The sequence below is a fragment of the Salmonirosea aquatica genome (genome assembly GCF_009296315.1).
GTDB classification, from domain to species: domain Bacteria; phylum Bacteroidota; class Bacteroidia; order Cytophagales; family Spirosomataceae; genus Salmonirosea; species Salmonirosea aquatica.
In genome coordinates, this window is the sequence record NZ_WHLY01000002.1 from 1,052,666 (window position 1) to 1,065,552 (window position 12,887).

A 12,887-nucleotide genomic window follows, 5' to 3' on the forward strand; every position below is an offset into this window, starting at 1 on the left:
TCTTGTTTGACTGTCTTTAGCGGTAATATAACGAAAAATGGCGGTCAATATTCACTTCGGAATTCAATTCTTTGTCATTCTCAAGGTATTGTACAAATTCATTCGCAAAGTACGGAGCCAGAGTCACCCCTTTGGTACCCAGCCCATTGAATATCCCAATAGTGGGATGAACCGGGTGCAGTCCGATGAATGGGCGGCGGTCTTTGCTCGAAGGTCGCAGGCCAGCCCGCTGTGCCAATACTGTATACTGATCCGTCACAAGGGGCCGCAACCTATCTTCCAGATATTCCCGACCGTCATCCGTTGTCGCCCAATCCAGGTCGTGCCAGGAGTAGGTAGCACCCACCCGGTAGGTTTGCCGGTCGGGCGAAGGGAGTATGAATATACCCTGATTGACGATTTCTTCGGCTGAATACTTATCAAATAACACGTCCAGAATCTGCCCTTTCACAGGATTAAACGGGAGCCAGTCAAATAACGTATTCTCGCGGGCATCAACCCCCTGACAAAATATGATTTTACCAGCTTCATACTCTCCCCAACTGACATTAGAATCATTGATTGTTAGCTTTATAGAAAAAAAATCACAATCTATATATTGATTATTTTCTATAAAAAAGCTTCTGCTTCTATTAACCACACTCGTTAAATCGATCCAACCTCCCCCTTTTACCACCAATCCACCCAACGGCGCCCGCAGGCCTGGAATATCGGAATGACTATCAGAATCTTTTGCAATATACTCCGCGACTCCGCTTTCGGATGCGTAGGTTAAAAAGCTATTACGTTCCTCCAGTGAACGATACGGGCGATAGATCGGAAGCGGATAAACGAATCGACTGTGTAGGGTACCCTCAAGCTGCGTATAAAAGTGTGCCGCATATGGAAAAATGATGTCAGCCATCCAGGTTTTCACGAGTTTGCGGCCAGTCAGGGGATTGTAAATTCCCGCTGCCACCGAAGTAGCCGAAGGACGGCTTGAGTCATTCACTACCAGAACCCGCTTACCGGCTTCAATCAAATGCCAGGCGAGGGCGGTGCCGCCTATTCCTTGCCCTACCAGAATGTAATCGTATTTCCGGCTATTCATTTCTTGCCTGCTGTTTCGGCCCGGCGCACGGCCTGCCCTATCCTTGCATCGGCTAATCCGACTACCAATTCGACCTGCTCATCAACAGTCATGAAGGTATTATCGATCAGGACAGCATCGTCCGCTTGCCGCAGTGGACTCTCATCGCGGTGGGTATCGATGTAGTCCCGTTTCTCTAGATTGGCCATAATTTCCGGTAAGTCCACCATCTCACCTTTGGCCAGGAGCTCGCTCTGCCGACGTTGAGCCCGCATGAGGGGGTCGGCGGTCATGAATACTTTCAATTCGGCCTCTGGAAAAACCACCGTACCTATATCCCTTCCATCCATGACAATCCCCTTACTCCTGCCCATCCGCTGCTGCTGCGCCACCATGGCGTGACGTACTTCGGCCACTGCGCTCACTTCACTTACCCGATCCGATACGTACATTTTCCGTATTTCGTGTTCGACATTCATTCCGTTGAGGAACGTATCGCTGCTTTTGGTAACAGGATGAAGCCGAAAGGTAATATGAATGTCTTCCAGGGCTTTATCTATTTCTTTGGGATTGGTAAGCGCGATGTGGTTTTGTATGAAATAGAGTGTTACGGCGCGGTACATGGCCCCGGTATCAATGTAGGCGTAATGGAGTTGCTGGGCGACCAGTTTGGCCGTGGTACTCTTGCCACAACTCGAATATCCGTCGAGGGCTATAATGATTGAAGACATAAATGCATGACGTCCGGTAAATCGGCAAAATAAGCGAAACTCACCGAGGTACGTATTTCTGAGGCCGAAACTTTACGAAATAATGTTCCGCCCAAAACTGCCCGTTTTTGTAAATGGCATCCTGATGAATCGCCTCTAACTGAAAACCTGCCTTGGAAAGTACCCGCATGGAAGGTTCGTTGAAGCTAAATACCCCGGCGTAAAGGCGATTCAGATCGGTATGGGCGAAGAGCCAATCGACCAACTGGTGCAGGGCTTGTGTGGTGTAGCCGCGTCCCCAGTACTCCTCGCCCAGCCAGTACCCTACTTCGGCGTTATACCGGTAGACATCCGAAGCACGCAACGCACCAACACCGCCGATGACTCTGTCGTTCAGTATGATTGCCCTCTGCACAGTTCCGTTGGGCTCATCCGATTGGCAGCGGCCAATCCATTGGCCCGCGTCCTGAAGGGTGTAAGGATAAGGAAAGGAATCGCGTAGCGTGGCTGCTATCCGTGGATTATTGGCGTGTAGTACCAGGTCGTCCTCGTCGCCCGACCGGAACGGTCTGATTCGGATGGCCATGGGCTTTCCTTTTTTATAGTAGCTTGAAAGCTTGACGGGCCAGAAGTTGCCAGCCCGATTTGGTTTTGCTCCATACTTGGAGTACCCCCAGGTTGGGCTTACTGAGGGTACCGTCCTCTAGGGTAACATTACCGGTCATCTTATGCCGTACCAGCGCGGTGTTACCCACAATGCTTACGGTCATGTCGTCAAGATTCAGTTCATTATATACTTCCTTTTTTGTACCGATGGTAGTGATGAATGAATCCTTGGTATCGATGCGGCCATTGGAATGACCATAGGTAAGTTCATTGGCGTAAAGCTTGTCCAACATCTTAACATCCTGCGCCAGAACAGCCTTACGCCAGGTTTCCACGCGGTCGAGTACCTCCTGTTTGTCTTTTGATTGCGCCTGCGCCATTGACCAGGTCAGACCGAAAATCAATAAAAGCAATACCTGTTTTTTCATTGTGCTATACATTTTAGGAGATAGATTGGTTGAGGATCGGGAGATCTGGCTCCCGGTTCATTGGGAACTCAGGTTAAAAATAGTACTATGCACAGGGAATACATACTTTTCGTAACAATTTAATAATGGTACTTTTTAAACAAACTTCATTCAAGAAAATATATCCGTTGTACTATTTCAAGTAGTTTAATATCTATTAAAATAAGTTATTGCCAAAACAACATTTACATATTTTTCTGTATTACAATATTTTATACATTTGAAATACAAAGTTTTTAGAATTGGAGAATCGGATTCTTAAATCAGTTTATTTAACTTTTTTTAGAAACTTCAAATTATTAATTCCTTATGAAAACAAACCATTTCATTTCAACAGTAGCCCTGAGTGGCCTACTTCTGACTGCCTCCGCCGTGTGCGTAGTAGCGCAGGTCAACGATGCACCTGAAAAGACAATAACGCAGTCCCCGACGGGCAAATTTCTGGTCGTTCAGACCAAACCTATGCAATTCAAAGTATTGTTCAATACACCTCAAAATCCCAAAATTGCCGTTCGGATCCTGGATTCGGAGAACACTGTTCTCTACAAGGAAACCAAGGCAGTCCAAACGGCCTATCTGAGGTACTTCGACCTTTCCCCGCTACATGATGGCACCTACACTTTTGAAATTGTGGACGGAAATGAGAAGTACAATCAGTCGTTCGATGTCGTGACGCAGACCCGTCGGATTGTGTCAGCTTTTAACTGATCCTCAACAGTTTTCTTCTCAGACTCTGACCTCCACAAAACTTTGTATGCATCCGGTGCAGGGTACCCTGCACCGGATTTTTTTTGGGTTTTACCAGAACTCGAACGTGGCCAGGATAGGATAATGGTCCGAGGCGTCGGGATAATCCTGAATCACTTTATACGATTTGACCCGTACCCGGGTATTTTTGAGTGCCATGAGATAATCCAACCGATCGCCGGAAATACCCTCGGTCCAGGTAGGTAGATAGGACCCTTTGGCGGCATCGAGCCACCGGGTGCGGTACGAAAAGTAGGGCTGCTCGTTGGGACGCGCTCCCATATCGAGCGCCAACAGGACTGGCTGAATGCTTGGGGCAAGCAATTGGTTGACGTAAGCCGATTGCAGGGCACGGTCGAAGACCGAGGCATATTCGAGCCGGGCACTACAAATACGAAAAGTGAGTCCCTCAGCCGCACTGATCAGCCCACACAGCAATGTACGTGGGTCAGCACCCGGGGAACTTGGCAGGGTCAGTTTCTGCGAATTTTCAAAGGGCCATTTCGACAAAATACCTACCCCGTGACTTCCGTTCGCTAGGCTGTCCGAGGCTCCGTAGAGATAATGCATTCCCGTTTGGGCGGCCAATCGCCTGATTTGATAGTTTATCCGGCCGTTTTCATGCAGACTATCAACAGCTTGTAAGGCGACGATTTGCGGTTTTTGATCCTGAATAATTTTGAGTACATCCCTCAGATTCGATTCTCCCCATTTGTTTTCGCCGTGATGCATGTTGTAGCTTAACACGCGCACCTCAACTACCCTTTGGGGCCTCAAACCCATCAGGCACATCATTACGACCCAGGCCAACAGGCTAATAACTTTATTTTTCAAGATAATGGCTGGTTAATCGCTCTTTCCCGGATACAGTTCAAGGCTTTTCTCCATCAAAAATAAGTAAATACCAGTTTCCGAAAAATATACCTGCAACATACGTGCCAAGGTAACTATTCCTTAGCACATAGCCATTTCCTGGACAGATGCAGGTACTTCATAGGCATCGGTTTTTGCTGATCCGGCTGGAGTGTTTACTTTTGAACCATAAAGACAGACCGGCACCGGGAATGGTCGCTCACCCGCACCTATCCTTAGTATGTAAATCACCGAACGTTGGTTTTCTAACCATCAAAACCCTATGTTATTCAATAGCTTCGAGTTTGTGGCCTTGGTACTGGTCACTTTTGGACTGTATTACCTGCCCTTTCTTCGCCGTATTCAGGTACCGATCCTAATTGCTGCTAGTCTGTTTTTTTATGGGTACACCAATCCGAAGCTGCTGATCCTTTTCCTGGTTTCGGTAATTATCAACGTTACAACGAGTTATCTGGTCGTACACGGTTTGCCCCAACGGCGACGGGCATATGCCACCGTCGGTGTAGTGATGAATTTGCTCATTTTGGCTTTTTTCAAATACAGTCCACTGTTTGGACGGACCTTTTTTCCGCCCGGTCACAGCGTAGGTGAATTTTTGGCGTATGTACCCCTACCCATCGGTATTTCATTTTTTACGTTTGAAGGCATCAGTCTGGTAGTCGACGCTTACCGGGGTCGCGACATCCCCAAGTACCGGAGCCTAGTAGCCAAATCCATCACCAGACACGCCATCAACACCACGTTTTTCGTGGCTTTTTTCCCGCACCTGGTGGCGGGGCCCATCTTGAAAGCCCACGATTTTATCCCCCAAATCAAAGAAAAATTCTTTGGTGAACTCGACTGGCAATATTGTTACAAAGCGCTGGTGACGGGGTACTTTTTGAAAATGGTGATTGCCGATCAACTCAACCACCACACCTTCTGGATCCAGTACCCCTACTTTGAGACGCATTCTACCTTTGTGCTGCTGACCTTGCTTTTTGGCTATTCCATCCAGATTTTCGCCGATTTTGCGGGCTATTCGCTCATTGCCATTGGTGTGGCGGGACTGTTCGGCTACCAGCTCATGCAAAACTTTAATTTCCCTTACATTTCCACTTCTTTCTCTGAGTTCTGGCGGCGATGGCATATTTCCCTTTCCACTTTTCTGAGAGAGTACCTTTACATTCCCCTCGGCGGCAATCGCAAGGGACAGGCCCGTACCTACTTTAACCTGATGATTACGATGGTGCTCGGTGGCCTATGGCACGGGGCCGCGTGGAGCTACGCGGTGTGGGGTACCTTCCACGGCCTGGCGCTGGCCGTTGAGCGTTTCTGGCGTGATCGCCATCCGGCACCCGAAAAGCCCTCCGTATTGCGCCAAATACTCTCCGGTTTGCTGGTTTTTTCCTTTGTGACGCTGGCCTGGCTTTTGTTCAAACTCACCGATTTTGGTCACGTCATTAAGTTTATGCAGGCACTATTCAACAACACGGGCTTCAGTTCCTACATGGCCATCGTGGTGTATGTGGCCCTGTATTCGACACCGGTGGTACTTTACCATCTGTATTATCTCTACAAAACTCATAACCCCACGCACACGCTGGCCCGCCGGGCCGAGCCTTATGTGTACGGACTAATGTTTTTTCTGATCGTCACCAATAGCGGCATCGGGACCGATTTCATTTATTTCCAGTTTTGATCAACTCCCTCTATGCTTAAAAAATCCCTGCTTACGGCTCTTTTTCTGCTGGTGGGCTACGAAATATTGATGCGATCGGTGGATGCGTGGTGGTCTACCGGCCAAAACGCCCCGCAGAGCAGTGTGGTGCGGGCGCATGATTTTATCTATGCCACCAAAACCTACGACAACATCATGGTTGGTTCGTCCATTGGCAATAGGATTACCTCCAAGGTACCTGCCGACAGTCTACCCAGAAGTTTCTATAACCTATCGTTTGGCGGGCAATCCATTTTCGACGGCCTACAGATTTTGAAGAAAATGGACTACAAACCCCAACGCATCTTCATCGAGATGAATGTGCTGATGCGGAATGAAGACCCGGATTTACAGGCCTCGCTTTTTTCGCCGGTCATGTACCCCGTCAAAAAAGTGATGCACTCGTGGCGCGAACGCAATCAGCCTCTGGGCGTACTGGCCCGCCTACCCCTGGTGCTGGATGGCAACCCTGATTTGCAACCCGCCACCCCACCCACAGGACTGGAACGTTCCGAAGACTCGTACAAAGCCATGCTCGCGGTACAGTTGGAAGCCCAAAAAAACGCCTACCCCGAAAATTACGTGGCCGATCAGATCAATAAATTGAAAACCCTGGTGGAGTATTTCCAGAAGCAGGGCGTGCAGATCATCTTTTTTGAGGTACCCGTGGACCCAAAACTCTGCGGCATGGGTGCGCCTGTACAACTCCGCACCATGATCAAAGCGGCCTTCGAGCCGATGGGCTGCAAATTCGTAGACATGCCCGATTGCGAAGGGTACTTCACCACGGATGGTACCCACCTGGAAAAGATAAGCGTGTATAAGTACCTGCGTTACTTTCGGAATGAGTTGAAACGGCAGGGAATTATGCCATGAACGAGGGTACCTTGTTGCTTAAAAAATCAAAAGGGAGTCCGAAATTCGGACTCCCTTTTAACATACCAACTAGCTTGCTATCAGCGTGCTTCCCAGGCAATCGCTTCCTGCCGCTGGGTACCCAAGCCTTCAATGCCTAGCTCGACCACATCGCCGGGCTTAAGGTACATCGGTGGTTTCATGCCCAGGCCCACCCCTTCGGGGGTACCTGTTGAGATGATGTCGCCCGGCAGTAGGGTCATGAAGTGACTGAGGTAGCTGATCAATTTGGGTATATAGAAAATCATATCCGCCGTACTGGAATCCTGTAAAGTTTTTCCGTTGAGGGAAAGCCACAGGCGCAAATTGTGCGGATCGGGTACCTCATCGGCAGTCACGAAGTAGGGTCCTACGGGAGCAAAGGTATCGTTGCTCTTACCCTTCACCCACTGGCCGCCACGTTCCAGCTGAAACTCACGCTCCGAGTAGTCGTTGTGCAAGGCGTAGCCCGCCACGTACTTCATGGCTTCGCTTTCTTCCACATAGCTGGCCCGCTGGCTGATCACGACGGCTAATTCAACCTCCCAGTCAGTCTTCACGGAATTTTTCGGTATCACTACCTGATCATTGGGCCCGCACAGCGCCGAGGTAGCTTTGAAAAATACCACGGGCTCGGCGGGTGGCTGGGCACCAGACTCCGCCGCGTGCTTGGCGTAGTTGAGACCGATGCAAATGATCTTGGAAGGACGCGCCACGCACGAGCCGAGGCGCGTTTTTTCGGGTACCTGCGGGCAGGTACCTTCATGCGTAGCAAGCCACTCGGAAAGCCGGCTAGTACCATCACTAGCAAAAAACTTCTCGTTGTAGTCTTCTCCGAAGGCCGATACGTCCAGCATTTTCTCGTCAGCCGTCAGTACTCCCGGCTTTTCCTGTTCATGCGCGCCGAAGCGAAATAATTTCATGCAGTTTTATTTAGAATTTGAATTATGTAGAGCTTTAGGCAATAGGCTTTAAGCCGCAAGTATGATGATCGTTTGGCGATCTCCAGTTCATTACTGGAAAGTTTAGGGCGTAAAGCTTTTTTTCAATTATTTAATTTCTCAAAGCCCCCATCGATCAGGTAGTCGCAACCCGTAATAAACGAAGCCTCATCGGAACAAAGGTACAACGCCAGCGCGCCAATTTCCTCGGGCTTGGCCATGCGGCCAATGGGCTGCGTTTTAGAAAGTTTTTCGAACATTTCCTTTTCCTGGCCGGGGTAGGTCTTCGAGATAAAGCCATCCACAAAAGGCGTATGCACCCGGGCAGGTGAAATACTGTTGCATCGGATGTGGTCGGCCAGGTAGTCTCGGGCAACTGACAAAGTCATGGTGAATACTGCGCCCTTGCTGGTCGAATACACAAACCGATCGGGGATTCCTACCGTGGCCGCGATGGAAGCCATATTCAGGATAACACCCCCGCCCTGCCGCTGCATGTGGGGAATGATGGCAAACAGACAGTTATAAACGCCCTTGATATTTACGCTCAAGATGCGGTCAAAATCTTCTTCGGACGTCGTGTGCGCTTTCCCGATGTGGGCAATCCCGGCATTATTGACCAGGATATCAATTTTTCGCTCCGCCGCTATGGCATCAATCACCTCCACTACCTGCTTTTGCTTCGACACATCCACCCCATGCGCCCAAGCCTGACCGCCCGTCCCTGTTATTTCATCTACTGCGGTTTGGGCTTGCTGCTCGTTGATTTCCAAAATATGCACCTGGGCACCCTGTTGTGCAAATACCTTGGAAATTGCCAGGCCGATCCCACTGGCTCCGCCCGTAACGAGGGCTACTTTATTATCTAATCGAAACATTAGCGGTTTTAATTGAAATTTGAATTAACTGGGGTACCCGGTGCTAAGCTACCCGCCCCGGGGTACATTTGGTAATAAAGGCTCAAATCAAGCACTAATAATCGTATCCTGATTCTTTTTTTCAAAATAGAATTAAAAATTCCTACTTTGTAGCTGCCTTTTTCCCGCCGCAATCCTACTACCCTTACATGAAAAGCTTTCCCCTAGAAGCCAACCTTCTCAATATCTTCGACCGCACGATTCGCGAAGCTCGACTGGAAATTGAAAACGGCCGCATCAGCAATACGCTCGTGCTTGGAAAAGAGAACCCGGCCCTCCCCTACCTGCTGCCGGGTTTTGTGGATGCGCACGTGCATATCGAGAGTTCCATGCTCACACCCAGCCAGTTTGCCCGGCTTGCGGTGGTGCATGGTACCGTAGCGACGGTCTCCGATCCACATGAGATCGGTAACGTACTGGGTATCGAAGGCGTAGAGTACATGATCGAGGATGGACGCAGGGTACCCTTTAAGTTTTGTTTCGGTGCTCCTTCCTGTGTACCCGCTACGCCGTTCGAAACCGCCGGAGCTGCCATTGGCTTGCGCGATTTACGGAAACTATTGGGTATGAAAGAGGTAGGGTACCTGGCCGAAATGATGAACTATCCGGGTGTACTACACAATGACCCGGAAATCATGGCAAAACTGGCGCTGGCGCAAGCATTTGGCAAGCCCATCGATGGCCATGCCCCCGGACTGCGGGGAGAGGATGCCCGTCGATACATCGAGGCGGGCATCAGCACCGACCATGAGTGTTTTATGTACGAAGAAGCGCGCGAAAAGCTCGAGAATGGCATGCACGTCCTGATTCGGGAAGGCAGCGCCGCCAAAAATTTCGATGCGTTGATTCCACTTCTGGCCGAATTTCCCCGGAAGATCATGTTCTGCTCGGATGACAAACACCCCGACAGCCTGGTGGAAGGCCATATCAATGCCCTGGTAAAACGCGCCCTGGCGGCCGGTCATGATCTTTTCAATGTGCTGCAGGCGGCTTGTCTGAACCCCGTACTGCACTACCGATTACCAGTAGGGCTTCTTCGCGAGGGCGATCCGGCTGATTTCATTGTCGTGGATAATTTGCAGAATTTTTCAGTAGTAAATACCTACCTCAACGGAGAATCAGTGGCTGAAGCCGGACGCTCCCTGCTTCCGGATCTGCGTTCGGAGCACGTCAATAACTTTTCCTGTACTGTAAAGGTACCCTCTGATTTCACTATAGAATCCCAGGCAGATTCCGTTCGCCTCCGTATCATCGAAGTGCTGGACGGTCAACTGATTACAAACTCCGTGGAAGAGCAGGTACCTACCCCCAATGGGGTGATTGAAAGCGACATAAGCCGCGATCTGCTCAAAATCACGGTCGTCAATCGGTACCAGGACGCGCCGCCTGCCGTCGCTTTCATCCGGAATTTTGGCTTGAAAAAGGGAGCTATTGCCTCCACCGTCGGCCACGATTCGCACAACATCATCGCGGTAGGCTGCGACGATGCCAGCTTGTGCGAAGCCATCAATGCGGTCATAGAAACCAAAGGGGGAATCTCGGCCGTAAGCCCGGAGGAAACCCACCGGCTGGCGCTCCCGATTGCGGGCCTGATGACCGACGTCGATGGCTATTCCGTAGCCGAAAGCTACACGAGAATCGATCAATTCGTTAAAAAAATTCTGGGCAGTACCCTCACTTCTCCTTTTATGTCTTTGTCATTCATGGCCCTACTGGTCATACCTTCCCTAAAACTGAGTGACAAAGGTCTTTTCGACGGCGATCGTTTTAATTTCGTTTCCCTTTCCGGGTAGACCTCCTTAATGCTCGTCAATGTCTTGTATAATTCGTATAGGCATGTAGAGTATTCCACGGATAAATAATCTTTTTCTCTTTCAAATATTTTTTTTTAATGTTTTTTTATAAATATATTTACAAGTGTATATTTGACCTTTATTCCTAACCTCTCACTTTTAACCCTGCTCATGGCCTACGTACGATACAAGCAAGAAGAGGAACTGCGTTATTGGAACCAGTTCAGAACGGGCGACGAAAACGCCTATGCCTGCCTTTATCAATCCTACGTCCACATCCTTTATCAGTACTGTTCCCAGTTTACCATTGACAAGCCCCTCATCAAAGATTGTATCCATGATTTATTCGTAGAGTTATGGAAAAATCGTAATACGATCGGGGACACGACATCCGTGCGATTTTACCTGATGGCTTCCATCAAGCGTAAATTGGTCCGCCACCTCAACGCGCTTCAAAAGCACACCAGCAACGAAGACATTCCCGTCGAGTACTGGCACATCCATACGACCTCGCACGAGAAAGACCTTATTTCAGAGGAAGAATTTGAGGCCACGAACAAACACCTCAACAAGGCCATCAACCACCTGCCCCGCCGGCAACGCGAAGCTATTTTCCTGAAATTCTACATGAACATGAATAACCAGGAAATTGCGGAACTGATGAAAATCAACATCCAATCGGTTTATAACCTGGTATTTGGTGCTCTGAGCAATCTGAAAAAGAACATGACTTTGGAATGCGTCACCCTATGAGATCTTACTACTTCCTGATTTGAGTTATTAATTTATTTTCTGCCGCTAGCGCGACCTTCTCCGAGGGTTGCGCTATTTTTTTGTACCCTTTCAGAAAGCATTTTGGGCTATCTTCGTATTAAACCACGCATTGCAAAATTTGACTATGATTCCCACCACTGCCCCCCTGGCCGAACGCATGCGCCCCCGGACACTCGACGAATATGTAGGCCAGGAAAAGCTTGTCGGACCGAAGGGTCCGCTGCGCCGGGCCATTGAAAACAACACCATCCCTTCCCTTATCCTGTGGGGACCGCCGGGCGTCGGGAAAACGACGCTTGCTTTTCTGATCGCGGAGGCTACCAAGCGTCCCTTCCATAGTCTGAGCGCGGTCAGTTCGGGCGTGAAGGACCTGCGTGAAATACTTTCTAAGCCTATGGGTCTTTTCTCGCCCATTCTGTTCATCGACGAAATCCACCGCTACAACAAAAGCCAGCAGGACGCCCTGCTCGGAGCCGTAGAGAAAGGACAGATTACTTTGATCGGCGCTACCACCGAAAACCCCTCTTTTGAAGTAAATTCCGCCTTGTTGTCGCGCTGCCAGGTTTATATTCTGGAAGCGCTGGGAGAAAAAGAATTGGAGGAGTTGGTACATCAGGCACTCGAAAAGGATACTTGGCTACAATCCAAAACCGTTCAAATTGATTCCTACCAGGCCTTGTTCCGCCTCTCGGGCGGGGATGGCCGCAAACTACTGAATCTGTTGGAACTGGTCGTGCTGGGCGAGGGTACCAAAGAAGATGTTACGATTACGGACGAGCTGGTAACGCAGGTGGCCCAGCAAACTATGGCGCGATACGATAAATCGGGCGAGCAACACTACGACATCATTTCGGCTTTTATCAAATCGCTGCGGGGAGGTGATCCCAACGCGGCACTCTACTGGATGGCCCGCATGATTGTGGCAGGCGAAGATCCCGTGTTCATTGCCCGCCGCATGCTCATCATGGCTTCTGAAGATATCGGCAATGCCAACCCTACGGCCATGATTATGGCCAACGCCTGCATACAGGCCGTTAAAGCCATCGGGTACCCTGAATGTCGGATTATCCTTTCACAGGTGGCGGTGTACCTGGCTACTTCGCCCAAAAGCAACGCCAGCTATATGGCCATCAATGAAGCCATCGCTTTGGCCGAAAAAACCGCACACCTACCCGTACCGCTCGCCCTACGCAATGCACCCACCAAACTGATGAAACAAATTGGTTACGGGAAAGAGTATAAGTACTCCCATAGCTACGAAGGAAACTTTGTCCAGCAGAATTTCCTGCCCGATGAGTTGAAGGGTACCACGCTCTACACCCCCGGTCAGAATCCCCGAGAAGCGGAAATCAGGCGAAGTTTGCAGCAGTGGTGGGGTGAATGGTATGGGTATTGAT

At 49.6% G+C, this 12,887-nt stretch carries 13 protein-coding genes; 6 read left to right on the forward strand and 7 right to left on the reverse strand.

Annotated features, from left to right (window positions below; all coding sequences use genetic code 11):
* Positions 1-16 precede the first annotated feature (16 nt).
* Genes GBK04_RS05500 through GBK04_RS05515 form a run of 4 tightly spaced genes read right to left on the reverse strand, consistent with a single transcriptional unit; the run spans position 17 to position 2,813 of the window.
* A complete protein-coding gene (locus GBK04_RS05500) occupies positions 17-1,090 on the reverse strand; it encodes an NAD(P)/FAD-dependent oxidoreductase (RefSeq protein ID WP_152757601.1) in 1,074 nt (357 codons plus the stop codon).
* Positions 1,087-1,800, reverse strand: coding sequence for a (d)CMP kinase (gene cmk, locus GBK04_RS05505; RefSeq protein WP_152757603.1), 714 nt, complete (start codon positions 1,798-1,800; stop codon positions 1,087-1,089). Before cmk ends, GBK04_RS05500 begins: the two co-directional genes overlap by 4 nt.
* A gap of 40 nt (positions 1,801-1,840) precedes the next feature.
* Entirely contained in the window at positions 1,841-2,365 is a 525-nt protein-coding gene (locus GBK04_RS05510) for a GNAT family N-acetyltransferase (RefSeq protein ID WP_152757605.1), read from the reverse strand.
* Positions 2,366-2,378: 13 nt separating this feature from the next.
* Complete coding sequence (locus GBK04_RS05515; protein WP_373330738.1) at positions 2,379-2,813, reverse strand: nuclear transport factor 2 family protein; 435 nt, start codon at positions 2,811-2,813, stop codon at positions 2,379-2,381.
* A gap of 348 nt (positions 2,814-3,161) precedes the next feature.
* Between GBK04_RS05515 and GBK04_RS05520 the strand changes: the two genes are divergently transcribed.
* Positions 3,162-3,560: a hypothetical protein gene (locus GBK04_RS05520; RefSeq protein WP_152757609.1), complete on the forward strand. Its 399-nt coding sequence runs from the start codon at positions 3,162-3,164 to the stop codon at positions 3,558-3,560.
* Between the two features lie 90 nt (positions 3,561-3,650).
* Here GBK04_RS05520 and GBK04_RS05525 read toward each other — a convergent pair whose 3' ends face one another.
* Positions 3,651-4,433, reverse strand: coding sequence for an endonuclease/exonuclease/phosphatase family protein (locus tag GBK04_RS05525; RefSeq protein WP_373330739.1), 783 nt, complete (start codon positions 4,431-4,433; stop codon positions 3,651-3,653).
* A gap of 301 nt (positions 4,434-4,734) precedes the next feature.
* On the opposite strand from GBK04_RS05525, the gene GBK04_RS05530 reads away from it, so the two are divergent.
* Together GBK04_RS05530 and GBK04_RS05535 are read left to right on the forward strand one after the other, a co-directional pair.
* Positions 4,735-6,153, forward strand: coding sequence for an MBOAT family O-acyltransferase (locus GBK04_RS05530; protein ID WP_152757611.1), 1,419 nt, complete (start codon positions 4,735-4,737; stop codon positions 6,151-6,153).
* Positions 6,154-6,165: 12 nt separating this feature from the next.
* Entirely contained in the window at positions 6,166-7,047 is an 882-nt protein-coding gene (locus GBK04_RS05535) for a hypothetical protein (RefSeq protein WP_152757613.1), read from the forward strand.
* Positions 7,048-7,127: 80 nt separating this feature from the next.
* Here the strand turns inward: GBK04_RS05535 and GBK04_RS05540 are convergent, their stop codons facing one another.
* Both GBK04_RS05540 and GBK04_RS05545 read right to left on the reverse strand, forming a co-directional pair.
* Entirely contained in the window at positions 7,128-7,988 is an 861-nt protein-coding gene (locus GBK04_RS05540) for a fumarylacetoacetate hydrolase family protein (protein WP_152757615.1), read from the reverse strand.
* A gap of 122 nt (positions 7,989-8,110) precedes the next feature.
* Positions 8,111-8,884 carry an SDR family NAD(P)-dependent oxidoreductase gene (locus GBK04_RS05545; protein WP_152757617.1) on the reverse strand — a complete coding sequence of 258 codons (774 nt, stop codon included), beginning with the start codon at positions 8,882-8,884 and terminating at the stop codon, positions 8,111-8,113.
* 188 nt (positions 8,885-9,072) lie between these two features.
* Between GBK04_RS05545 and ade the strand changes: the two genes are divergently transcribed.
* From ade to GBK04_RS05560, 3 genes are all read left to right on the forward strand, one after another.
* The gene (ade, locus tag GBK04_RS05550) at positions 9,073-10,716 is read left to right on the forward strand and encodes an adenine deaminase (RefSeq protein ID WP_152757620.1); all 1,644 of its coding nucleotides are present in this window, start codon (positions 9,073-9,075) and stop codon (positions 10,714-10,716) included.
* Between the two features lie 171 nt (positions 10,717-10,887).
* Positions 10,888-11,469 carry an RNA polymerase sigma factor gene (locus tag GBK04_RS05555; protein ID WP_152757623.1) on the forward strand — a complete coding sequence of 194 codons (582 nt, stop codon included), beginning with the start codon at positions 10,888-10,890 and terminating at the stop codon, positions 11,467-11,469.
* A 145-nt stretch (positions 11,470-11,614) separates the two neighbouring features.
* A complete protein-coding gene (locus GBK04_RS05560) occupies positions 11,615-12,886 on the forward strand; it encodes a replication-associated recombination protein A (protein WP_152757625.1) in 1,272 nt (423 codons plus the stop codon).
* The last annotated feature ends 1 nt before the right edge of the window (position 12,887 follow it).

Bases quoted from the DNA above. Each gene is read 5' to 3' on its own strand.
- GBK04_RS05530 (WP_152757611.1), top strand. From the start codon at position 4,735: ATGTTATTCAATAGCTTCGAGTTTGTGGCCTTGGTACTGGTCACTTTT.
- cmk (WP_152757603.1), bottom strand. From the start codon at position 1,800: ATGTCTTCAATCATTATAGCCCTCGACGGATATTCGAGTTGTGGCAAG.
- GBK04_RS05520 (WP_152757609.1), top strand. From the start codon at position 3,162: ATGAAAACAAACCATTTCATTTCAACAGTAGCCCTGAGTGGCCTACTT.
- GBK04_RS05510 (WP_152757605.1), bottom strand. From the start codon at position 2,365: ATGGCCATCCGAATCAGACCGTTCCGGTCGGGCGACGAGGACGACCTG.
- GBK04_RS05535 (WP_152757613.1), top strand. From the start codon at position 6,166: ATGCTTAAAAAATCCCTGCTTACGGCTCTTTTTCTGCTGGTGGGCTAC.
- ade (WP_152757620.1), top strand. From the start codon at position 9,073: ATGAAAAGCTTTCCCCTAGAAGCCAACCTTCTCAATATCTTCGACCGC.
- GBK04_RS05560 (WP_152757625.1), top strand. From the start codon at position 11,615: ATGATTCCCACCACTGCCCCCCTGGCCGAACGCATGCGCCCCCGGACA.
- GBK04_RS05515 (WP_373330738.1), bottom strand. From the start codon at position 2,813: ATGAAAAAACAGGTATTGCTTTTATTGATTTTCGGTCTGACCTGGTCA.
- GBK04_RS05555 (WP_152757623.1), top strand. From the start codon at position 10,888: ATGGCCTACGTACGATACAAGCAAGAAGAGGAACTGCGTTATTGGAAC.
- GBK04_RS05540 (WP_152757615.1), bottom strand. From the start codon at position 7,988: ATGAAATTATTTCGCTTCGGCGCGCATGAACAGGAAAAGCCGGGAGTA.
- GBK04_RS05545 (WP_152757617.1), bottom strand. From the start codon at position 8,884: ATGTTTCGATTAGATAATAAAGTAGCCCTCGTTACGGGCGGAGCCAGT.
- GBK04_RS05500 (WP_152757601.1), bottom strand. From the start codon at position 1,090: ATGAATAGCCGGAAATACGATTACATTCTGGTAGGGCAAGGAATAGGC.